The sequence below is a fragment of the Paenibacillus sp. FSL R7-0340 genome, from assembly GCF_038002205.1.
Classification (GTDB): domain Bacteria; phylum Bacillota; class Bacilli; order Paenibacillales; family Paenibacillaceae; genus Paenibacillus; species Paenibacillus polymyxa_B.
Window position 1 is genome coordinate 3,697,501 of the sequence record NZ_JBBOBY010000001.1, and the last position, 22,001, is coordinate 3,719,501.

A 22,001-nucleotide genomic window follows, 5' to 3' on the forward strand; every position below is an offset into this window, starting at 1 on the left:
GGCCAAGCAGTTTGATTCGAACGCCGCTTTCCCGCAGAAGCTTGATAATCCCGGCGTGCCGTGTACGATCAAGAATGGACACGGTAAGATCAGACAAGGATTTACCGAGTACTCGTGCAGCTTTTGACAATGTAGTTGGAATTGGGTCCTCAAGTGATAGCTTTCCAGCCAATGCCGGGCCAACGGCCATTTTTTGCATGTACATATCCGGAGCGTGGAGTAGACTACCACGAGGTGCAGCAGCAATGACCGACAGAGCGTTATTCAAACCATTTGCTACCGTTTCGGTTCCCTCTAGTGGATCGACAGCGATGTCCATAGCCGGTCCTCTGCGATTGCCTACTCTTTCCCCGATATACAGCATGGGAGCTTCATCCATTTCGCCTTCGCCAATGACGACCGTGCCGTCCATGGATACCGCATTAAAATGAGTGCGGATGGCTACCGTAGCCGCCTCGTCTGCGCTATTCTTATCTCCACGCCCTGTCCATTGTGCTGATTGCAGTGCCGCTGCCTCTGTTACCCGAACGAATTCCAATGCCATTTGACTCTCCATACCTATCCCTCCACCTCTCCTAAAAATTAATTGTTACCCTTAAGCAAATGAATTATTTAGGGCAACTTTGCTGCAATCTTTCTATTTATCTATTAAACTCCTGTATCCTACGATTTTAATTTTTAGTTATATGAGCCAGCTACTAGGCTCTATAACATTCTGATAATTAAACCTGCCGTCTCTTCAATCGCCTTATCTGTAACATCAATAACCGGACAATTCAGCTCTTTAAACAAAGACTGCGCATACGCTATTTCCTCTTCTACCCTCATCGCTGTAGCATACTGCACATTATTAGGAAGCCCCATAACCTTTAGTCGCTCACTGCGTATTTTCAACAGTAACTCTGGCTCGATCGTTAATCCGAATACTCGACCACGCTGAACATCCTTCAACTGAACAGGCGGTGTCAGCTCCGGTACAATCGGTATGTTGACCGTTTTATAACCTTTATGCGCGAGAAACATGGATAAAGGGGTTTTGGAAATACGGGATACTCCAAGCAATACAATATCCGCTTTGAGAATGGCGCTCACATCTTTGCCATCATCATATTGAACCGCAAAATCCAAGGCCTCTACACGGCGAAAATAGTTATCGTCCAGTCGGTGCAGCAGACCAGGCTTCTCTTTGGGATCGTTATGGAACGTATCAGCAAACGCCTGCATCATCGGTCCCATAATGTCGACAGCCCGCACATTCAGCCGGACAGCCTCCTCTTTCATCGCTTCTCTCAATTCTGGCTGTACCAGCGTATAAGCTACGAAGCCTTTACGCTCGGCAACTTCCTCCATCACCCGGCTCAGTTCGTCTTCATCCCTCACGTTCATAAATCTTTTGATCTCTGTGTCCGGTAACTCAAATTGGCGCATGGTCGCCTGTACGACAGCTTCTGCCGTCTCGCCAATCGAGTCTGAACAGATCGCTATAAAATGACTGCTCACCTGAACCATTCGATTCCTCCCATTAATCCTCTGCTACCATATCGAGCAACATTTTAATAATATTCGTTTTTGTAATGCGTCCCACAACTTTCCAGTGCTCCCCTGGCTTGTCGGAGTCGGAAGGGACGACAACAGGCAGGCTGTCGATTTGACGGGCAATAATTTTGCGCGCTGCCTCTAATACCGTATCCTCTGGGGAAACGGTGACAACATTCGCCTGTCGGGTCATCACAAGGCTGACAGGAATGGTTGCTGCATTGGGATTCCCTAACGTTACCTTAAGCAAATCCTTGCGGGAAGCTACCCCTGCCAAATCTCCGTCTTCATCGGTGACGATCAAATTGCTCACATTTTCCAAAAAGAGAGCTACGACAGCTTCCTGAATCGTGGTTGTTTCTCGTACGATGACTGGAACCCCATGAAGATCGCCGACCTTCATTTGCAACAGCCGGAATTTTTCCTCCCGGTTCGGCGTGCCCCGCTTTCCAACAAAATATCCGACCTTGGGCTTTGCATCTATGTAATTCAGAATGCCCAATTTGGATAGGTCGGTCCGAATGGTCGCCTTGCTGAGATTAAGCATTTCCGCAATCTGATCCCCGGTAATCGGGGCATGCTTTTGTACGATGTTTAAAATTTCTACTTGTCTTGCCGTAAGGTCGATGATGAACGTCCCTCCTTTTTTCTTGCGATCTAATATTGAATATAATACGTCATATATAACAATAAATCAACCTTAAAAAGCATATAAAACATCACATATATAAAATTAAGGCGGTTATTCATGTCTTTTTATCATTTAAAACACTTATTTAACACAAAAAACGGGTACTTTGCACCCTGCTCTTTCGAGTAAGGCGAAGTACCCGCTCCCTTATTCGTATCTTAAAGCATCAATTGGACGCAGCTTCGACGCCTTTCGCGCCGGATATACTCCGAACAACACTCCAACCCCCATACAGCACAGAAAAGAGTACAGCACGGGCTCTATCGAATACACAATCGGCATTTGGACGAATTTCTCGAGCAGCTTTGCACCTCCGAGACCCACCATTACGCCAACCAGTCCACCCATCAGACTGAGAAAAACAGCCTCAGCCACAAACTGCAGCATAATATCACTGCGTTGCGCACCAATCGCTTTACGAATCCCGATCTCCCTCGTACGTTCCGTGACGGACACCAGCATAATATTCATAATGCCGACACCTCCAACGCCAAGCGCAATTGCAGCTACACCGGCCAGCAGCATATTCATAATCCGATCAACCCCGGACACTGTTTTTAAGATTTCCGTCTGGGTCATGATCTGAAAGTCATCGCCCTCTGATGGCTTTAGCTCATGTCTGGCACGTAGCACCTGCCGAATTTCAGCACTTGCCTGATTAATCTTCTCCTCTGTTGTTGCAGAGGCGTTCACCTGCTGAATACTCATATTGCCTAGCCGTTCCATCCCCGTTGTAATCGGTACATATACCTGCTGACCACTGTTACTCATATTGGAATTGGAATTTGCCAGCACACCAACCACCTTAAAAGGAAGCTGTTTAATCATGATCGTCTCACCGACCGCTCTTGAGGCATCCGGACCAAAAATATTACGGGCCGCATCACTCCCAAGCACGGCCACATTCATTTGTTTATCCACTTCATAGTGGGTAAACGACCTGCCTTGAGCTAGTGACAGCTTTCTCACATGAACGAATGCCAGCGAAGTCCCCTCAATTTGCGCGCTGACCTTATTGCGACTCCACGTAATATCTGCATTGGTCATGGCACTTGGCGCTACCTCTGCTACTGCTTTTTGCTCCTCTAGCGCATCGATATCTTCCAGAGATATTCCTTTCGTCTGACTGAACGACATGGAGCTGGAGCCATCATATGGAGCATAAGGATAGATCATCAGCAGATTATTTCCCATACTGTTGATCTGAGATGTAATCGTAGCCGTTGATCCTTTACCGATGGCTACAATCATAATCACAGCGGCCACTCCGATAATAATGCCCACCATGGTCAGCAAAGATCGCAGCATATTGGTTCGCAAACTGTTGAGCGATACACGGATAATTTCCTTAAACTTCATGCCTTCACTTCCTCTGCCGCCATTCTTCGTTTCCCAACAGGCTGATCCTCTTCAATCCGCCCATCCCGAAAATGAATCAGACGCTTGGCGTATTCCGCAACCTCCTGATCATGAGTAACCAATACAACCGTTTTCCCCTGATCATTCAGACGCTGAAAAATCCCCATTATTTCAACACTTGTTTTGGAGTCCAATGCGCCTGTCGGTTCATCCGCCAAGAGAATGACCGGATTGTTCACAAGTGCGCGCGCAATAGACACCCGCTGCTGCTGACCGCCTGACAATTCGTTTGGCCTATTGTTCATCCGATCGCCTAGACCTACGCTAGTAAGAGCCTCCATTGCCCGCAAACGACGCTCCTTGGCAGGAATACCCGCATAGATCATAGGCAGTTCCACATTCTCCAAAGCCGTTGCTCGCGGGAGCAAATGGAATTTTTGAAATACAAATCCGATTTTCTGATTACGTATAATAGCCAGTTCATCCTCGCGGGCATCTAATATCGAATAGCCATCCAAATAAAATTGTCCCGATGTAGGTAAATCCAGACAGCCGATGACATTCATCATCGTGGACTTGCCTGATCCAGACGGTCCCATGATCGCAACAAAATCACCGTCAGCAATATCAAGTTGTACCTCACGCAGGGCATGAATTTCCTGATCTCCGACCTGATACACTTTTTTCAAATCCTCAATCTGAATGACGTATCTCATACCCGTTTAAAAGCCTCCCTGCATGCCGCCCATAGCAGAAGGGTCCGGCGGAGGTTCAGGAGCAGGCACAATAAGCGTGTCACCCTCCTTTACACCTGACTTGAGCTCGACTCGATCTGGCGTGTAAAATCCGAGTTCTACGGGCTTGAATGTGCGCGCCCCTGGATTCGCAGCGTTATTAGCGGAAACATACACACCATCCTGTCCCCCTTCCGATCTCAGCGCAGTAGCAGGTACGAACAGCACATTTTTGTGTACTCCCAAAATAACAGCCACATTCATAATCATGCCCGTTTTGAGCTTGCCTTTCGGGTCATGAACAGACAATTCCATCAGATACGTCGTCATCCCTTCATCCGTAGAGGCTTCCGGTGAGACGAATTGCACCTTCCCTGGAAATGATTCACCAGGATATGCATTGGTAGTCAACACGGCTGAAAGACCCTTCTTTACTTTGACAATGTCGGTCTGACTTACCTTCACAACCACCTTAAGATCGTTGGAATCCGAGTTATTCATGACAATGAATGGAGCCGTCGGACTGGTCCCTACATCCCCGTTCACCTTCAAGATTACCCCGTCCCAAGGTGCTGTGACCTGAAGCTTGTTCAGTTCATTTTTCTTCTGCTCCAGTTCCGTCGCCTGTCTTCGAACCTCTATCCGTGAGGCTTGAATATTGGATGCATCAGCCGGAACCTGAATTTTGCGAAGCTCTGCCATTGCCGTACGATATCCGATTTCAGCTTCTGAAATGGTGCGACGTTTTTGCGACATGATTTTGCGGAACTGCAGATCCAGACCATCATAGTCCGTCTGTGCTTTATCCAGTGCTTGCTCTGCCTGCTCCAATTCACTGTTGGACACCGCACCGGCATCATGTAAAAACTTTTGGTCTTCATATGCCTTTCGCGCCTGTTCCAACTGCTTTTGGGAAGTTTTCTTCTGACTTTCGGCTTCTTCCAGCTCAAATGATTCTTGCGCTGTATCAATAGCCATTTTGGCCCGAAGTACATTTGTTTTCTGAATTTCAATGTCCTCTGCCTTCGGACCTTTCTCCAATTCAGCCAGCTTGGATTTGGATATTTCCAAAGTATCAGACGCAGTCTGAATTTGCATTTTAATTTCTGAACTGTCCAGAAGAGCCAGCACCTGTCCTTTTTTCACCTTGTCCCCGGCTTTCACATTTACCACTGCCAGCTTGTTATCACCTGCACTCGTGAAGTTTAACTTCACTTCCTTGGACGCTTGCACGGTACCGGACGTGTCCAGCTTCTCACTCACATCGCCGCGCTCTACTTTAAGCGTCTCATCCTGAACCAAAGGTGCCGCCTGCTCCTTGGGCAGACTCAGATATACTGCTGTTCCGCCTCCACCTACAACCAGTAGAACAATTGCAGTCCATATCCACTTTTTTCTCCGTTTTTTCCGTAACTTGATTAAAGCATCATTTAAAACCGTTTCTGCCAACGCCTTTTCCTCCCTATGTGCTCCATGGCTTGTTCAACGTATACTCATTTTGATCCAACTCGATCGCCAGCTCTTCCATTTGCCGTTCAATCTGGTTCACTTTCAACTGATTATTTTTCAATTCCATCTCGATAATTAGACCTCTGTCCCACTTTTTGCGTGATAACTCCAAGGCCTCTTTTGCCGTACGCAAGCTTTCTTCCAGTTGTACATATTTTTTTTGGTTTTCCTTAACCGTGGCATACAAATTGCGGAGTGATTCGGCAAAATCCTTTTGACCTTTGTCGAGCTCCTCTTTAGCCGTATCGACATCCATTTTAGCTAGATCGTAAGCACCTGCTCCGCTGTTAAAATCGAAGTATCTCACATTAAGTTCCGAAGTTTTGATACTATCCTCCAGCTTCCATAAATTTGGATTCATGTCTGTCAGCTGTTGTATATGTATTTCGATATCCAGCTTCTTCGGTTCCTTGTACACGGGCCGATCAACCAATTCATAGGCTGTTCCGTTAGGCTGTCCCATGAGGAAGTTCAGAGCATCCCTAGATTTTTGCAACGCAATTTTCCCCTGCTCTACTGTTTGCTGAGCCTGGCTTCTGGTCTGTGTACTCTCGTTTTTCGCATACTCAGACAGCTTGCCGCGCGCAAATTTGGCAAGTGCAATCTTTTCCTCCGCTTGGGCAATTTCAAGCGCTTCTAGATCATTTTTCACTTGATTCTCTGCCACGAACACACTTTGATAGCTTTTCATCACATTAAAATAAATCTGGTCTTTGGCGAACTGCGCCTGCTTTTTGCTGGCTAGATAAGATAGCGTCGAAGAGTTATAACTTCTCCAAGAGGTATTATCATCAACATATTCACCGTCTATAAAATCAACAAATGCATTTCCCAGATCCTTTTCTGCATTTTTCAGTTCCATTCTGCGACGCTCTACGTCCCGTTCGGCGGTACGCGTATTGTAATTGTTCGTCTGTGCCCATTCCACGGCCTGCTTGAGTGTTAATGTAGGTAAAGCCTGACCCGTTACGGATGATGTCTTCGATGTAGCCTCAGTAGATGGACTAACCGACGTACTTGATGCTACATTTCCTGATAAACTCTCAGACTGTACAGTGGAGGCCAATCCTGATGATAAGGACAATACAAGCAGCACGACAGCCGCTTTTTGCTTCATAGATGAATCTCTCCCCTTTCGGTTCATTCCCCTAATCTTTTCCATTTTTTTCGACATAAACTTCCACGAACTCTTTGCATTCTAATTGTACTTTCAGGTTTATGTTGGTACAAGGTGTTAAAACAATACATTTTTGTAACCTTTACTTCCTGATTACTCGCTTTATACTACTTTTCGTCCAATGAGATATTGATTCAACCTATTTTCACCTGAACTTTACCTAATTTTCAGCTAATTTTAAGGAAACCAACAGCATCTATTAAGGTTTGGAACATATACTAGAGAAAGAATTACAGCCGCTCACTGGGAGGGTTAATAGATGATAAAAGAATCTCGCATGACAACCACTAACGAACCGTCTGATTTGTGGATGACCCGCTTTTTACGTGAATCAGAACAAAAAAAGAAACAACTGATCCGGGAAGCCCGGAAAAATAACGATATACCGCTGATGAACAGCATTTCTTTTCACCTTGCCCAACGGGATCAGCAGCATCTTATCGGATAAAATGACAAGTGAATCTTATGCTATAAATAACAGATTACCTCTAGTTATCCGCTTCGTATGCTAGATGAAAAAAATCCGGGACAAATCGATAATTGATTTGTCCCGGATTTTTGTGATCATCAAATCTAATATAAAACCGCATAGCTTGTTCCGTTCCTATTCTTCCATCTCCGCCTGCGGATCATAGAGATATTGATCGAGTGGAATACGCCCGCTTTCATTAAAACGTATGCCTTCCTCCTCCAAGTACAGACGCTGCAGGGATGCGGACTCATCCTCCTGCAAAGCAATCTCCCCCAAACGGTTGACTACTCTATGCCAAGGAAGTCGGTGTTTTTGGCTCAATGTATGCAAAATTCGCACCACCTGTCTGGCACCTCTTGGGCTTCCGGCCTCTGCCGCAATTTGACCGTAAGTCATTACTTTTCCCTCAGGGATCAACAGTATAATTTGAAGCACACGGGCAGTGAAAGGCTGCATGTTCTAATTCCTCCGTATTACTATTGCTTTTTCAATAATTATAGCACCCTGAACAGAGGCTAAAAACCCCTGCTCCTACGAATGTAAGAAGCAGGGGAAAACCCATCGTTTAAATTTAGAATCCGCTCAGACCCTGCCTTTTTAAATCCTGTGCTACCAATCGGGCCAGTTCCCTTGCACCTTCATAGTTTGGATGGAGTGTATCGCCGTTCATATACAAGGCCAGTGTAGCGTCTTTACCAATAGAAGTGAAATAAGCTGAGCTAAGAACATTCAGGTCGACTAAAGGCGTTTGTTCCTCTTGAGCCAGTGCCAAAATAGCGCTTCTATACCATCTATTTTCTGCGTTGTGTACATTGTTAGCATTAAAGTCAGTCGCTCGTCCTTGCGGAGTTGACAGGATTACCGTCGCCCCTTTAGCCTTAACCTGCCGAATCATATCCTTCATCCAGTCCTTAAACTCGGCTTCGCTTTCGTTATGCTTTGGATTGGTGTCATTGATGCCCAATTGGAGAATAAAATAATCCCCCGGCTTAATATATTGGACGATGGCCTCCAACTGACCGTCCTGGTGGAAGCCTCTAGCAATTTGGCCTCCTGACGCCATATTGCGAATTTGAAAAGTATTCGTGTTCACAAACTCTGGCAGCAGTTGACCCCATCCCGCCTGTACGCTGCTATCTAGCGGATAATAGTTACAAACCGTAGAATCTCCACCCATATAAATCGTTCGATTCGTAACCGGATTGCTAGATAATTGCCTGATTTCCAATGCACTGAGTGTGAAAACCGCGCCCTCTTTGCCTTCAGTAACCAGCAGATTTAGCTGTCCATCTGTCACTGGAATTTGAAAACGATCCTTGGCCCCATTCCCTGTCATATTAATGACCTGATACACCCCTTCAGCCGCAATACTCGAACGAGAGGTATCTCCTAAAGTAACCGACACCTCATACAAACCAGGAGGAAGATCAACGTCAAAAGTATTCTCGCTTTTCGTACCTGTAGCCAGGAACCGTACCGCATCACTTGCCACTCCAGTCCCCGAAGCGCTGACATTACGCATATTCTCAGGGGTACGAAAGCCATATCCACGTGCTGAGTCATAGGACAGCGAAGCACTCACACCGGTATAACCCGTTTCGACCGTACCTCCGCCAAAATCAAACTTGTACTCGCCAGCGGATGCATGTGCCGGCGTAGCTATGCCCATACCTGGTGCACCACATAAAAAAGCTGCTAAAAGCATACCAGTCAATCCTTTTTTCCATTTCATTCTTCATTCCTCCTTCAGATTTTTAATTGTACGAAGCAAAGAATATTTTATTTTTGTAAGCGCATACATAAAATTCTACCAATTGTTGCAGGGTTATGCCTATGTGATTATTATGCAAAAGAAAAGTAGTTTATTCGTTAAGCTAAAACTTGTACTTGTACACAAAAAAGCCTCGCAGTTACAACTGCGAAGCTTTATGAAGCAATATTTCTTCATATCAAAATCACTACATTAATCCGCAACCAAAATTCCGTCAAAGCTCTCTGGACCTACACGTATTGTACCCAGCAGGTTAGCAGAAACAAAAGCAGTGTACACCAGTTGTGGCGTAATCGGCGGATTGAAATCATCTGCTGAGAACGCAATAACCTGTGGAGCTAATAAACTCAAACTAAAAGTGGATGTAGCCGAATAAACAACAGGGTCAGTTACCACAGTACCTCTTACAATAGTGATAGTAATTCCTACTAAAGCAAGCGGAAGTTGAAGCGATATGGTTCCTTTAAGCAGAACCCGTGGCGTACCTGTAGCTCCCTGTGTGTTTAATCCGATCTGTCCAAACAATTGAGGTGTATTCAAAACCGTGATCGGAATGGCAATAGAGTTGGCTGTCGAAGCATTTTGGGATGTTCTTCCATCAATAAATGTCCCCATGGTTTCCCCTCCTCTCTCTACCAGATACTCATAGACTATGAAAAAGTTTGTTTTGTGCTTGGACTGAATAACTTGTAAAACACACAACTTCTGATGAATAGGCTAATGTGCAGCCCTTTCTCTGGCCCTGTGAATACACTAAACCAACACTGGGAAAGGAGGGATGTCATGTCTAATAAGTTTAGAGCCACCTTAAGGGGGGCTAATGAAGTGCCTCCTGTCAGAACAAATGCTACAGGAACAGCCGAATTTCGTTACCGTCCAACGAGCCAACAATTAAGCTTTGAACTGACTGTGCGCAATATCTCACGGGTAACCGAAGCGCATATTCATCTGGGACGAAGAGGTGAAAACGGCCCTGTTGTTGCTACACTGTTTGGTCCTTCGAAATTTGGGATAACCGTTAGAAGAGGCGTCGTTACCGGCGTGCTACGTGCATGTGATCTTACCGGTCCGCTCAGAGGCAGAACCATTTATGATTTGGTGTGCCAAATCAGAGAGGGCAATGCTTACGTCAATGTCCACACCATCCGTCATCCGAACGGTGCCATTCGTGGACAAATTAGACGCGCACCTATCAAACGCTGCAAATAACGAATGATCATGAGTATAAAAAAGAACTTCCATGCCACTCATTTTGAGGCTATGGAAGTTCTTTTTAATTCAGGATTTTTTAAAATTCGATTCCAGTCGCTCCGAAGTGCATATATAGACGGACTAAACCATTTCAATCTATATCTTGTTCATTGGAAGTCGCTTATGGGATTTTTGCAAAATCCTCAATTCTTAACAAAAGTTAAGAAGTTCATAAGCGTTTCTTAAGCCCTTCCCTTCAGGGTTGTTAAGAACTTTATCTTTTAATAGAAAGAGTTCAACAAGATACAGTTCACTCCTGAAAGGAAATGAAGCTTATGAAGCCTAAGACCAAAGAAAAAATTCCCGAATTGCAGTTGGTCAGAGCCATGGCGATTTTAGCCGTCTTGATGGTACATGCCACTTCTTATGCAACGGTTCAGCTTACAAATTCCAGTCTTTATGTTGTATACAATGCGCTCAATGTGTTGATGAAGTATGGAACCCCCGTATTTATCGCGCTTAGCAGCATGGTACTGTTCTACAACTACAAGGATCGTCCGATGGGACGACAGCTCTTAAGCCGCTTTTATAAGCAGAGGTTGCTGTACATCCTCTTACCTTACGTCATGTTCTCTCTATTTTATTTCATCCTGTCCCTTATGGCTGGCAGCTCCGAACCATGGAATATAATCACACTTGCGAAAAGCTTTGCTCTGATGCTGGCCACAGGCAAAGCGTATACTCATTTATATTATATTTTTATCATGATGCAATTCTATCTTGCATTTCCATTCGTACTGTGGCTGTTCCAGCGTTGTCGGCAACTTCCACAATGGTCTATTGTCCTTGGGCTGTTGGTACAGTGGTCATTTGTTATTGGAAATAAATTTCTATTTCAGGTTCAAAATAAGGGCAGTTGGGCACTGTCTTATATAGCCTGCTACATGCTGGGTGCTGCTCTCGGTTACTACTACCCACAGCTGAGAACGTGGTTTTTGATGCGTAAGGGGGAACGAAGTGTTGCCGGAGTGTTGACATGGATCGCAATTTGGGCTTTATGGCTGATTTCAGCCACCATGCATGTCTATATGTGGTACGAAAATAGAATGTACGGAATCTCGTACAATTCGCTAGTTTTTGAACTTATGTATAATATGTACAGCCTGTCTAGCACGCTGGTAATACTACAGATTTCCTTTTTAATGTTTAGACGACAACATTCCTTTGTGACTCGCAAACTGGAACGTCTGGGCACACTGTCCTTTGGTGTGTATCTGATTCATCCGTTCTTCCTGCTCCTGTATCGGCAGTTTTCACCACATATCGGTTCTCCGCAGCTTATTCATGTGTGGTATGCCGGAGGTTTTTTCTTTGCACTTCTTTGCTCTTGGCTCGTCGTGTCGATCATCTCCCGTTTCCTGCCATTTGCTTGGATCTTGTTCGGTCAACTACCAGAAATAGAAAAAAGACAATTCAAGCAAGAAAACCGTATTACTTCAACTGAAACAGCACTATCCAAAGGCTGACGACCCCAAGCAAGCGAACTGAGATGAGTGTCCATAGCCTCCATCTTTAAAAAGGTATATAATACGCCCATATTGTATACTGCTGGAAAGAACAGAAAGGGTGCACAACCATGCATAACGGAACCATTTTATTAGTAGACGATGAACCTGAAATTATTAAGCTGATGCAAATTTATTTGGAAAATGAAGGATATCGACTGCTTATGGCACGAGACGGACTGGAAGCGCTGGAGCAAGTCAGTCGGGAATCGATAGATGTGATGGTGCTTGATGTGATGATGCCCAATATGGACGGGGTTGAAGCTTGCATGAAGATCAGAGAAACCGAGCATTTTCCGATTATTATGTTGTCTGCGAAGGGACAAGATATGGACAAAATCACAGGACTCAGCGTTGGAGCCGATGATTATGTCACTAAGCCGTTCAGCCCGTTGGAGCTGGTGGCACGCATCAAATCCCAGCTGCGCAGAGTACGGAAATATACCCACTCCTCCCCTGCATTGGAGCATGAAATGATACTGGATGAACTCTCCATTAATTCTGCTACGCATGAGGTCACTCTCGCCGGAGAATCCATTAAGCTGACCCCGCGTGAATTTGCCATTGTCGAGCTGTTGGCACGTAATCGTGGTCAAGTGCTGAGCATGGAGCAGATCTATGAAAAAGTATGGAAGGAGCAATATCTGGAATCCAACAACACGCTGATGGTTCATGTGCGTAAAATTCGCGAGAAAATTGAGGCTGATCCGAGAAAACCTAAATACCTGAAAACGGTGTGGGGAATCGGCTACAAAATGGAAAAATTCGATTAATGGAGGATTCACGTCTTGAAGGCAAAACGATATGACACATTGGGATGGAAGCTGGCAGCCCTTAGCCTTGCCGCCTTCACTTTAACCGGACTGATTTTGATGGTGTTTTATTATGGAGCATCTTTGCTACTATGGCTGAACCCTTCCCGTTCATTTTTTGGCACTCGTCTAATTCGCTGGACCGTGAATCATATTGGGTCCCCACTCATCATGCTGATTGGAGGGCTGCCTTTATATATTTATTTCTTTTTCCTTTTTACCAAAAATACGATTGGCTATCTTCGGGAAATTACGACGGGGATGCAGGAGTTTGCTGATGGAGATCTGTCCTATACGATCCCTGTTTCTTCAGCGGACGAGCTGGGTACCTTGGCGAAAAATATGAACACCATGGCGGACAAGCTCCGTCTCTCACTGGAAGAAGAACGGGCTTCCGCCAAAGCCAAAAACGACCTGATCACCGGCGTATCTCATGATCTTCGTACCCCGCTAACATCCGTGATCGGTTTTTTGGAATATATTGAAACCGACCGCTATCGGGATGAAATTGAGCTGCGCTATTATGTGAACATTGCTTATGAAAAGTCATTGACGCTTAAAAAGCTGATCGACGAGCTGTTTGAATACACGCGTGTGAGCGGTGGCAGTCTCCCCCTGGAGCTGGAGCCTGTAGATCTAGGCAAATTGCTCACTCAGCTTGCTGAGGAATTTGTACCCTCGCTGGAACAGGCGGACATGTCCTACCGTGTCCGAATCGTCGAGCCTGTTCGGATTCTAGCCGATACCGACGAGCTGGTACGCCTGTATGAAAATTTGTTTTCCAACGCTATTCGATACGGAAAAGACGGCAAACGCCTCGATATCACCATAGGACGCGAAGACGACGAGGCGGTGGTAATCTGCACCAACTACGGCACCCCAATTCCTGCGGAAGATGTCCCGCACTTGTTTGAACGGTTTTACCGGGTGGACAAATCACGTTCCAAGGAAACTGGAGGCACCGGACTGGGCCTTGCGATTACAAAAAGTATTACCGAGCTGCATGATGGCCGCATTTCGGTTAGGAGCAATCGCAGACAAACAGATTTTGAAACCCGTTTTCCCCTCTACTCCTACACATAAACAAACGAACCAGCCAAAGATCGTATCTCTGACCGGTTCGTTTCTGACTTTTATTTAATACAGGACTATATTCCTTTATTTTGTTCAAACAATACTTCCCCATTGGATTCAATAATCTTTTGGTACCAGTAGAAGCTGTTCTTTTTTCTTCTTTCCAGCGTACCCGTACCATCGTTGTTTTTGTCTACATAGATAAAGCCGTACCTTTTTTTCATTTCTCCCGTTCCCGCACTGACAATGTCGATTGGACCCCACCAGGTATAGCCGAGCACTTCGCAGCCATCCTCAATAGCTTCATGCAACTGGATCAGATGCTTGTTCAGATAGTCTACCCGCTCGGGATCATGAATTGAACCGTCTTCCAAAATTTCATCATGACTGCCGTAGCCGTTCTCTACAACAAACAGAGGTTTCTGATATCGGTCGTACATCTCATTACACACATAGCGGAAGCCCTTCGGATCAATTGGCCATCCCCATGGCGTTTTTTCCAAATAGGGATTGTCGAGTCCCATAATTCCCCCTGTGTTGCCCAAGATGGGCATACCTGCTTTATGTGTCGTACTTCGATAATAGCTAAATCCTAAATAATCCGCTGTATGCTCCCGCAGTAATTGTTCATCTCCGGGCTCCATTTGGACCATGATGGTATGCTCTTTCCATATCCGTTTCGCATAGCTTGGATAATAGCCTCTAAGGATCACATCCGAATAAAATAAGGATCTTCTTCTCAGCTCATAGGCTTCAAACACATCGTCCGGATTACAGGTATTCGGATAGATCGGACTCAGGGATAACATAGCTCCCATCATCGCTCCTGGGATAATTTCATGACACAGTTTAGTAGCCAGGGCGCTGGCAACGAACACATGGTGACTAGCCTGATAAATAGTCGGCAGTTTGTGCTCATCGTCTTGAACAACAATGCCTCCTGCCGCCAAAGGAATGGTATGGAAATGGTTGATTTCGTTGAAGTTCATCCAATATTTCACTTTGTTTTTATAACGTTTGAAGACAACTTCCGCATACTTTACATAGAATCCAATCAGCTCGCGGCTTTTCCAGCCTTCGTATTTGCGAATCAGATTCAGAGGTAGCTCAAAGTGAGAAATGGTGATGACCGGCTCAATTCCATACTTCAGTAGCTCATCAAACAGATCATCGTAAAATTGCAGCCCTTTTTCATTTGGTTCGGCATCATCCCCATTCGGAAAGATTCGGGACCATGCAATGGAAGTCCGAAAGCATTTCATGCCCATTTCGGCGAACAGGGCGATATCTTCTTTATAACGATGGTAAAAATCAATCGCTTCATGGCTGGCGTAGTACTTGTTTTCATCAATCGTATCATCAAACGTCCCGCCTACTATTCCTCCCCGAAATGCATCGCTGATTGCTGGCCCTTTACCATCCTCGTTCCATGCCCCTTCAGCCTGATTCGCTGCTATAGCACCACCCCATAGAAAATTATCAGGAAAACTTTTGGCTATCTGTGCTGTCATAACTCATTTCCTCCTTTATTTAATGTACGGTGAGCAAAACACTTTGCAAATCAACGGATTTTTGCTGTGTCTGGGTAACCTTTTGGTAAGCAGTGCTGTTGGTAACAATAATCGGAGTGGTCAGGTCATAACCGGCTGCCTGGATTTTCGGAATATCAAATTCAAGCAGCAAATCGCCTCGTTCAATCCGTTGCCCTTGTTCTACATGCTTCGTGAAATAGTTGCCTTTCAGCTTAACCGTATCTAGTCCCACATGAATTAACAGATCCAGATGGTTATCTGAGGTGATGGCTATCGCATGGCCGGTTCGAAATACGAGCGAGACAACCCCGGAAACCGGTGAATATACCTTTCCTTCACTCGGTAGAATGGCTATTCCTTGACCCATCGCTTCTGTAGAGAACGCAGGATCAGGAACCTCATGAAGCGGAACAATTTGGCCATGGATAGGCGCATAGACATTCTCGGTGACTTCGGTATGTCCAGGTTCAGTTTGTAAGGCAGGCTCGGATTTTTCTGCTTCCGTCTTTCCTGTCTCCGCATCCGTTGCCCCGTTTCCTTCATTAAAGCCCAGAATATAAGTCAATACGGTAGTAACCACAAATGAAATGATGATACTAATCAAATAAAAAGCAATTGTATTCGTAAAGAATGCCGGAATCGTTGTTATTGCCGGGAACACATAAGCAAGCACGGTCGTTTGGAAATGTCCGGCAATGGCCCCTCCGATCATTCCCCCGATGACGGCGGCAATCATTGGTCTTTTCAGCTTCACGGACAATCCGTAAACGATGGGTTCTGTAATACCAGCGAACAGTGAAGGGAAAATAGATGACAGTGCGTAAGCTTTCAGCTTTTTGTCCTTGGCTTTCAGAAAGACCCCAAGAGCGACACCGGATTGGGCGAAGGTCGCAGAAGCCATCATAGGTCGAATCGTATCAAACCCTTTGAGGGAAAGATTGTTGATCATCGCAGGTGCAATCCCCCAGTGTAAACCAAACATCACTAGGAAGGTCCAGCCGCCTCCCAGAATGGCTCCAGTCAAGAGACCGCTTTGCGTACTCAAAAATTCAATACCATCCGCAATACCTTTACCGGTGTACACTCCCAGTGGACCGATCACAATGGCGGTAAGCGGAACCATAATTAGTAAGGAAACAAGCGGAACCATAAATAATTCAATGCTTTTCGGAACCACCCGCTTCAGAAAACGTTCCAGATATGAATACAGCCAAATGGCTAAAATTGCTGGAATAATGGATGTCGTATAACTCATCAGGACAACGGGAATGTGGATAAAGGAAGCAATATCCCCCGTGTTTTCCATCAGCTTGGTGAAGTTAGGCTCCAGCAGAGCGGCCATAATGGCAGCAGATACGATAGGCTGGGTCTTGAATGTTCTCGAAGCTGAAAACGCCAACATCAGTGGCAGGAAGTAAAATACGCCATTGCCTGCGGCAGCAAGGATAGCATAGGTACTGGAGGCACTGTCCAACCACTCTAACTGTGTAAGAATAACCAGGATAGCTTTCAGCATCCCTGCACCAGCCAAAGCAGGTACAATCGGCTGGAAAATAGAGCTCATGACGGTAAAAGCACGACTGATGAAATTACCTTCCTTTGCATTATCCTCTTTTTTGTCGTTGCCGCTTTTTACCTGAAGGTTATAGTTCTTCGCAATCGTATCATAAACCTCGTTAACATGATTGCCGATCACCACCTGGTACTGCCCTCCGCTTTCTATCACGGAAATGACACTGTCGGAATTTTCCAAAGCCTGTTTATTGGCTTTTTGCTTATCCTTAAGTGTAAATCTCAGACGGGTCATACAATGGTACAGATCACGTATATTTTCTTCTCCGCCTACATTAGTTACAATGAATTTCGCTAATTCATCATGTTTGCTCATAATGCCTGCCTCCAATGTTCTCTGGTTGATATAAAAAAAACCTGAGTAATTCCCGATACCAAAATGCAATTTAGTATCGAAATCACTCAGGTAATGCCCACGAATGGTAACACCCTGTTAGTTTTCAGTTCTGTTGACCAATCTGGAAATGTGAATCATAAGATACATCATTTCATCATTGGTTAATTTCTGCTCAAACTGCTTATTCACATACACCCCTATTTTTTGTACACATCTGTGCTCTTCTGGAAATTTGATTTTCAGGTCTTCGAACAAATTCATGTACTGCGGGTCTGCCGATTCGTGGGCAAAAAGCCGCTGGGCAAAAAATTTAAGATGGGTTACAAAACGGTTGTAATTCCATGAATCTTCATCAATCTCGACATTGAAGTGGTATTTTACAATATCCATAATATCCTTGATGACTTTTGACGTTTTTAGCGTCAGATCAAGCTTCTGGTTATCCAGGCGGGCGTTGACGAAATGTAGGGCAATAAACCCAGCTTCATTCTCATCGAACGTGATGTTGATCCTGTTACGAATCATCTCCAGCGCGTGTTTTCCGATCGCGAATTCTTCGCGATAAAACCGCTTGATCTCCCAAAGAAATCGGTTTTCAATCGGTGTTCCCCGTTCATGCCTTTGGATGGCGAATGAAATGTGGTCGATCAGGGCTAGGTAAATATAGTCACTAATGTCTCCAGCCAATCTCGGTCTGGCATACTCCACGATTTCATCCGCGATTTCAATACATTCCATCTTCACATCTTTCAGCAAATCCGCCAGCTTCGCGGATAAATCCTGAGTTTTGACTACAAACAGCTTCGTGATTTTTCGCTCATCGATGGTATCCCCCGGTTTCAGGTTGAATGCGATTCCATTTCCTGTCGCAATGACCTCTTGGGCGTCCTCTTCCTCTGCTAAAACGACATTGTTGTTAAGCGCTTTCTTCAAAATCATGCGACCACCTGCTTTTATTTACTGGAAGGCCATTTTTTAAAAGACTCTGTTAAAAAATGTGCATACACTAAAAAACCTGAACAGAATACCGCTTCATAGACGTTATCGCCCATTTACCGGAACTCCATTCAGGTTATGCCTAAAATAGTAACACCCTGAAAATTATGAGATTCATTTTTGTAATCGTTTTCTTGGCTTCATTATAATAGAGTTTCTTTTTTTCTGTCAACCCTTTATTAAAAAAAGCCTTCCATCCGCTTACTGCGGCTTCGGAGTCCCTGAACGATTCACAATCCAGATGCCCACCAGTACTAAGAAAATGCCAAGCAAGGTAGCCGCTTTGAGCGCCTCGTGAAGAAAGATCCAGCCGGACACAACACCGATGATAGGAACCAGCAACAGCGTAACAGAAGCTTTACTAGCTTCCATTCTAGTGAGAATATGAGTCCACAGCAGGAATGCAAGAGCAGACGCCACAATGCCGGAAAATAAGATATAAAAGATCGACGCAGCGCTAAAGTTCGGCTCCCATCGCTCAAACAACAGGGAGTACAATAACAATCCGAGCGCACCGAACGCCATCTGCCAGGTCGTGAACTGGGTTTTATCGCAATGCTGGAGCTTGAGCTTGATAATCAGGTTCGAAAGTGCCCAAGCAATCGCTGAACTCACCCCAAGCAGCATGGCCCACAAATTGCCGCCCAAATGAATGTCCATAGCAAATAATAGCCCCAGGACCCCTGTAGCAATTCCAATCGTTTTGCGTGTATTCAGCCGCTCACCTGGAATCATAAAATGAGCCATAATGGATAAAAACAGCGGCATGCTGTACGTAAGCACGGAGGTTAAGCCCGCATTAATGTAGTTCAGGGATATCTGAATCGCAATATTAAAATAGGTAGTCTGGAGAATCCCGCAGAGTATATACCATTTTATCGTGTGCCTGTCAGGGTTCGGAACCCGTTTCCACATCAGAATTCCGAACAGAAGTAGCGTCCCTGTGAGAAACCGGAGAGCCGCAAATTGAACAGGTTCAAAGGCTCCATTGCCCAATTTCATGATGACAAAATTAAAGCCCCAGATCAGGCATAAGAGCAGGCTCAAGCCTTTCATGCATCATACGCCTCCGTTTAGAGCACTTCTCCGCCCGATTCAATCACTTTTTTATACCAGTCAAAGCTTTTTTTCTTGTAGCGGTTCAGTGTTCCGTTGCCCAGATCATCCTGGTCGACGTAGACGAAGCCGTATCTCTTGGATGCCTGTGAGGTCGAAGCACTGATCATGTCGATGGGACCCCAGGCGGTGTAGCCGAACAGGTCCACTCCATCCTCAATGGCTTCCCTCATTTGCTCGATATGTTTTTTCAGATAGTCGATACGGTAATCATCGTTAATGGTGCCGTCAGGATTCATTTGATCTGTCGCACCCACGCCGTTTTCTGAGATGAACAGTGGCTTTTGATAGCGGTCATACAGGTTATTGAGCGCATAACGTAATCCTTTAGGATCAATCTGCCATCCCCACTCGGACTGCTCCAGGTAAGGATTCTTCACGCCACCAATCAGATTTCCGCTTGCTTTGGCATGCTGATCGGCAGTGGCACTGGCATTGTTGGACATATAGTAGCTCAGGGACACGAAGTCCACGAGGTTATCTCGCAAGATTTCATCGTCGCCAGGTTCTTTATGCAGAATAACACCCTTTTCTTTGAACATACGTGCAGTATAGGACGGATAATATCCTCTAGCTTGTACATCACTGAAAAAGAAGGACACTCGTTCTTCTTTTTGGCATTCAAGCACATCATCCGGATTGCAGGTATTCGGATAAAGCAACAGATAGCTGATCATACACCCAATCTGGGAGTTCGGTATAATCTCATGACAGGCTTTGACTGCCAGCGCGCTGGCTATAAACTGATGATGGGCAGATTGATACTTGTCCTGCTCCAGATTCGGGTGATTCTCTTCAATGATCCCCGCGCTGACAAACGGATGGTGTTTGACACAGTTCATTTCGTTAAACGTAATCCAGTACTTTACTCTATCCTTGTAACGGGTAAATACAGTCTCGGCAAAACGGACGAAAAATTCAATCAGTTTCCGGTTTTTCCAGCCACCATATTCGGTGACAAGATACAAAGGCATATCGTAATGGGTCAGCGAGATGACAGGTTCAATTCCTTTGGCCAGCAGGGCATCAAAAACCTTGTCATAGAATTGCAGCCCTTTCTCATTGGGTTCTGTCTCGTCGCCATTCGGGAAAATACGTGTCCAGGAAATGGAAGTGCGGAAGCATTTAAAACCCATTTCGGCCAGCAGATTAATATCTTCTTCATAACGGTGATAGAAATCATTTCCCCGACGTTTTGGATAATTTTTGGTGCTGTTTGGGTCCAATGCTTCCTTGACCTGCGCATGGGTCATCATATGCCACTGATCCAGCCAATGCTTTTTGTCGAGTGCTGGATCAAAGGTAAATACATCAGAAATCGAGAGTCCTCTTCCATCTACGTTGTAAGCCCCTTCAATCTGCATGGCAGCGGCTGCCCCGCCCCATAGAAAGTTCTTGGGAAAACCTTTTGCCTGTTCCATGTTGCATTCCTCCAAGTAGGTTATAATTTGTGAAGAAGTATGCGGAACCCATGTCCTTCAAATGCATCCCGGATTGCTGCATACGCTTTATGCTTTCATGCTACAATCTGGGATGCATTCCAGGTCAAGAACTAAATTTTTGGAGTTGAATGTCATGCATAATATAAAAAGAATTGCTGAAATTGCGGGGGTATCGACAAGTACCGTATCTCGAGTGCTTAATCATCATCCATATGTCAGTGAAGCAACGCGGACCAGGGTGATGGAAGTCATTCGGGAACTGGATTATATTCCGAATATTAATGCGGTGCAGTTGAAAGTAGGCCGTACCAAGGTTATTGGGATCATGACCCCAACGATTAATAATTATTACATGCAAATCATCAAGGGAGTATCCAATGCGGGTAAAGAGCAAGATTATCAGGTTTTGATCTACCAGACGGAGGAAAATCAGGATTTGGAAAGCGCGGCGTTAGAGCTTTTGAGGCAGAAAAAAGTGGACGGGATCGTCATTTTACGGCGTATGCTGGATTGGTCTGCTGTGAGGCATTACACCAAGTATGGGCCGATTGTGACCTGCGAGCCATTAAAAAATAAAGAGATTTCATCCATTTATCTCGACCATTATGAAGGATTTCGGATTGGATTAGAGCATTTGGCCGAGCTGGGATTTGAAAAAATCGCCTGCACCGTAGGCAGAAAAAACAGCGTAAACAGCCAAAGAAGACTCCAGGCCTATTATGACCTGCTCGCGGCAAGGAAGCTGCCAGTGAATGAGGAATGGTTGCTCAGTGGTATCCATACGGTGCAGGACGGAATGCGAGCGTTCGCCAAGCTGGAGTCTTTAAAGGAACGTCCCCATGCCATCATGACAACCAATGATTTGGTGGCATGCGGTATTATCTCAGCTGCTCGTAGTAAAGGGTGGAAGGTTCCAGGAGATTTGGCAGTGGTCGGCTTTGAAGCTGACGAAAGTCAGGTAGCCGACGCCATGGGACTGACCAATATTACGAACCCGTTGCAGGGAATCGGACAGGAAATGTTCCGTACATTATATCAGCAATTGAACGGGCAGCCTTTGGAGCCAGCCTCCCTTGCTTTTGAATTGAAGGTCCGCCAGTCTACCTGCTAATCCA

21 protein-coding genes (1 of these 21 running past the window's edge) are annotated in these 22,001 nt (G+C 45.3%); 6 read left to right on the forward strand and 15 right to left on the reverse strand.

All coding sequences use genetic code 11. The annotated features are described in order from the left end of the window. The 7 genes from glpX to MKX59_RS16115 all read right to left on the reverse strand — a co-directional run. On the reverse strand, positions 1 to 556 hold the 5' portion of the coding sequence (glpX, locus tag MKX59_RS16085; RefSeq protein WP_013310165.1) for a class II fructose-bisphosphatase. 422 nt of this gene lie to the left of the window's left edge; the window shows 556 of its 978 coding nt (coding positions 1-556); it begins with the start codon at positions 554 to 556; the stop codon falls past the left edge of the window. 149 nt (positions 557 to 705) lie between these two features. Continuing rightward, complete coding sequence (locus MKX59_RS16090) at positions 706 to 1,509, reverse strand: pyruvate, water dikinase regulatory protein (RefSeq protein ID WP_025723337.1); 804 nt, start codon at positions 1,507 to 1,509, stop codon at positions 706 to 708. A 13-nt stretch (positions 1,510 to 1,522) separates the two neighbouring features. Continuing rightward, on the reverse strand, positions 1,523 to 2,137 hold the full coding sequence (locus tag MKX59_RS16095; protein ID WP_223822107.1) for a helix-turn-helix transcriptional regulator: 615 nt from the start codon (positions 2,135 to 2,137) through the stop codon (positions 1,523 to 1,525). Between the two features lie 237 nt (positions 2,138 to 2,374). Next, positions 2,375 to 3,586 carry an ABC transporter permease gene (locus MKX59_RS16100; RefSeq protein WP_023988441.1) on the reverse strand — a complete coding sequence of 404 codons (1,212 nt, stop codon included), beginning with the start codon at positions 3,584 to 3,586 and terminating at the stop codon, positions 2,375 to 2,377. After that, positions 3,583 to 4,302 (reverse strand): ABC transporter ATP-binding protein, encoded by a 720-nt coding sequence (locus MKX59_RS16105; RefSeq protein ID WP_023988440.1) that lies wholly within the window; start codon positions 4,300 to 4,302, stop codon positions 3,583 to 3,585. The genes MKX59_RS16100 and MKX59_RS16105 overlap by 4 nt, the downstream gene beginning before the upstream one ends. A 6-nt stretch (positions 4,303 to 4,308) precedes the next feature. Beyond that, positions 4,309 to 5,769, reverse strand: a complete 1,461-nt coding sequence (locus MKX59_RS16110) for an efflux RND transporter periplasmic adaptor subunit (RefSeq protein WP_053325356.1) — start codon at positions 5,767 to 5,769, stop codon at positions 4,309 to 4,311. A gap of 13 nt (positions 5,770 to 5,782) precedes the next feature. Next, positions 5,783 to 6,946, reverse strand: coding sequence for a TolC family protein (locus MKX59_RS16115; protein ID WP_028542327.1), 1,164 nt, complete (start codon positions 6,944 to 6,946; stop codon positions 5,783 to 5,785). A 319-nt stretch (positions 6,947 to 7,265) separates the two neighbouring features. On the opposite strand from MKX59_RS16115, the gene MKX59_RS16120 reads away from it, so the two are divergent. After that, complete coding sequence (locus tag MKX59_RS16120; RefSeq protein ID WP_013370989.1) at positions 7,266 to 7,454, forward strand: hypothetical protein; 189 nt, start codon at positions 7,266 to 7,268, stop codon at positions 7,452 to 7,454. 156 nt (positions 7,455 to 7,610) lie between these two features. On the opposite strand, the gene MKX59_RS16125 is transcribed toward MKX59_RS16120, so the two are convergent. From MKX59_RS16125 to MKX59_RS16135, 3 genes are all read right to left on the reverse strand, one after another. Beyond that, positions 7,611 to 7,934, reverse strand: a complete 324-nt coding sequence (locus tag MKX59_RS16125; RefSeq protein WP_023988438.1) for an MGMT family protein — start codon at positions 7,932 to 7,934, stop codon at positions 7,611 to 7,613. Between the two features lie 115 nt (positions 7,935 to 8,049). Further along, positions 8,050 to 9,210 carry a rhamnogalacturonan acetylesterase gene (locus tag MKX59_RS16130; RefSeq protein WP_023988437.1) on the reverse strand — a complete coding sequence of 387 codons (1,161 nt, stop codon included), beginning with the start codon at positions 9,208 to 9,210 and terminating at the stop codon, positions 8,050 to 8,052. Positions 9,211 to 9,441: 231 nt separating this feature from the next. Further along, the gene (locus MKX59_RS16135) at positions 9,442 to 9,864 is read right to left on the reverse strand and encodes a hypothetical protein (protein ID WP_028542329.1); all 423 of its coding nucleotides are present in this window, start codon (positions 9,862 to 9,864) and stop codon (positions 9,442 to 9,444) included. A 168-nt stretch (positions 9,865 to 10,032) separates the two neighbouring features. On the opposite strand from MKX59_RS16135, the gene MKX59_RS16140 reads away from it, so the two are divergent. The 4 genes from MKX59_RS16140 (at position 10,033) to MKX59_RS16155 (ending at position 13,900) form a co-directional block, all read left to right on the forward strand. Continuing rightward, a complete protein-coding gene (locus tag MKX59_RS16140; protein ID WP_053325353.1) occupies positions 10,033 to 10,458 on the forward strand; it encodes a CHRD domain-containing protein in 426 nt (141 codons plus the stop codon). Positions 10,459 to 10,775: 317 nt separating this feature from the next. Continuing rightward, entirely contained in the window at positions 10,776 to 11,966 is a 1,191-nt protein-coding gene (locus MKX59_RS16145; protein ID WP_340858546.1) for an acyltransferase, read from the forward strand. A gap of 110 nt (positions 11,967 to 12,076) precedes the next feature. After that, on the forward strand, positions 12,077 to 12,778 hold the full coding sequence (locus MKX59_RS16150; RefSeq protein WP_023988433.1) for a response regulator transcription factor: 702 nt from the start codon (positions 12,077 to 12,079) through the stop codon (positions 12,776 to 12,778). 15 nt (positions 12,779 to 12,793) lie between these two features. Continuing rightward, positions 12,794 to 13,900, forward strand: a complete 1,107-nt coding sequence (locus MKX59_RS16155; protein ID WP_028542331.1) for a sensor histidine kinase — start codon at positions 12,794 to 12,796, stop codon at positions 13,898 to 13,900. A gap of 65 nt (positions 13,901 to 13,965) precedes the next feature. Here the strand turns inward: MKX59_RS16155 and MKX59_RS16160 are convergent, their stop codons facing one another. The 5 genes from MKX59_RS16160 to MKX59_RS16180 all read right to left on the reverse strand — a co-directional run bounded on the left by MKX59_RS16160 (position 13,966) and on the right by MKX59_RS16180 (position 20,865). Then, complete coding sequence (locus MKX59_RS16160; RefSeq protein ID WP_340858547.1) at positions 13,966 to 15,402, reverse strand: glycoside hydrolase family 1 protein; 1,437 nt, start codon at positions 15,400 to 15,402, stop codon at positions 13,966 to 13,968. A 19-nt stretch (positions 15,403 to 15,421) separates the two neighbouring features. Next, positions 15,422 to 17,311: a beta-glucoside-specific PTS transporter subunit IIABC gene (locus MKX59_RS16165; RefSeq protein ID WP_340858549.1), complete on the reverse strand. Its 1,890-nt coding sequence runs from the start codon at positions 17,309 to 17,311 to the stop codon at positions 15,422 to 15,424. 117 nt (positions 17,312 to 17,428) lie between these two features. Then, a complete protein-coding gene (gene licT, locus MKX59_RS16170) occupies positions 17,429 to 18,271 on the reverse strand; it encodes a BglG family transcription antiterminator LicT (RefSeq protein ID WP_023988429.1) in 843 nt (280 codons plus the stop codon). Between the two features lie 258 nt (positions 18,272 to 18,529). After that, positions 18,530 to 19,384, reverse strand: a complete 855-nt coding sequence (locus tag MKX59_RS16175) for a DMT family transporter (RefSeq protein WP_264453835.1) — start codon at positions 19,382 to 19,384, stop codon at positions 18,530 to 18,532. Between the two features lie 17 nt (positions 19,385 to 19,401). Further along, entirely contained in the window at positions 19,402 to 20,865 is a 1,464-nt protein-coding gene (locus MKX59_RS16180; protein ID WP_340858550.1) for a glycoside hydrolase family 1 protein, read from the reverse strand. Positions 20,866 to 21,019: 154 nt separating this feature from the next. Here MKX59_RS16180 and MKX59_RS16185 point away from each other — a divergent pair, with 154 nt between their 5' ends. Further along, positions 21,020 to 21,997 (forward strand): LacI family DNA-binding transcriptional regulator, encoded by a 978-nt coding sequence (locus tag MKX59_RS16185; RefSeq protein ID WP_028542335.1) that lies wholly within the window; start codon positions 21,020 to 21,022, stop codon positions 21,995 to 21,997. Positions 21,998 to 22,001: the final 4 nt, after the last annotated feature.